Genomic DNA, 1094 nt, shown 5'->3' on the forward strand with positions numbered 1-1094 from the left:
AGTTGAGCACAATACGGCGAAATAACGCCATTTTCTTCGCATTGTCTCTATCGCCTATCCGCGACATATCTTCTTTGAACGTGACATCCAGTACCCAATGTTGTTGATTCTCGATGTGCCAATGCTGCCTAACAGCCCGAGCGGCGAGTTCTACCTCAATATCCAATGAACTCAGGTAGTAATGCGTATCGATAGTCGTCGTGCCATTGCGCTTACGTTCGCGCTCAACGGCGATTAGCGATTTGACGGATGGCCACTGCTTGGCAAGCTCTTTTGGCAACAAGGCAGGAATTTGAAACGTGGTACGACGTTCTTCTCGACCGTGTCCCTTGTCGCTTTCCTCAAACATTGGGATATCGGTGGCATTCGTCTCCCAGTGTGGCTGAAATAGCGCTTCAATCGTCTTTCTCAGTGTTGGTTGATTACCTTTCACTTGAACAACATAGTCACCTTTACGCTTTACAATTTGAGCAAGTGTTTCTTTGTTGCAATGCAGTGCATCAAAGGTCAATACGGCATCTTGGATATCCAACATATGCAGTAATTCGCGAACGGTCGCCACTTCGCTGCCTTTGGTTTTGGTGTCTTGTTGATAGAGGACAAGTCCTTGCTCGGTATCAAATGCTGAGACGAGGTGTAATGCTTGTTCCGTACCGTTTTGATTAACTGCGCCACGAAGGGTTTTTCCATCAATGGCGATTAACGGTTTACCGGCAGAGGCTCTCAAACTATTCGTCCAGCGAAACAATGCCAGTACCATCATCTCAACATCAATTGCTTTAATGATCCGCGCAATAGAGTGCCGAGTGGGTATTCCTTTTGCGAAAGGCCGATGTTTCTGGAGCCATGACAAGTGCTCATGACCAAACTCCTCAATCTCAAGCCATCCGTGACAACCGGAAGCGGTTGCGGCTAAAACGAGGAAAATGATATCAACCAAATTATGTTCCAAGTTGATATATGAGCGTGGGTCTTCAATGAGTTTCAAATGGTCAAACAAGGACATGGATTAGGCTGAGTAGAATAACATGCCTGATCAGATCATGCTGATACTGATAAGTTCCATGCTGTTAACAAAGTATGATCCCACCCTG

At 46.1% G+C, this 1094-nt stretch carries 1 protein-coding gene; it reads right to left on the reverse strand.

What is annotated here, in order from left to right; genetic code table 11:
* On the reverse strand, positions 1–1006 hold a 1006-nt coding region (locus J3L11_RS18815), incomplete at its 3' end, for an ISAs1 family transposase (RefSeq protein WP_207571984.1).
* Positions 1007–1094: the final 88 nt, after the last annotated feature.

Origin of the sequence: Shewanella sp. 4t3-1-2LB (genome assembly GCF_017368415.1) — a bacterium.
In the GTDB taxonomy this organism is placed as follows: domain Bacteria; phylum Pseudomonadota; class Gammaproteobacteria; order Enterobacterales; family Shewanellaceae; genus Shewanella; species Shewanella fodinae.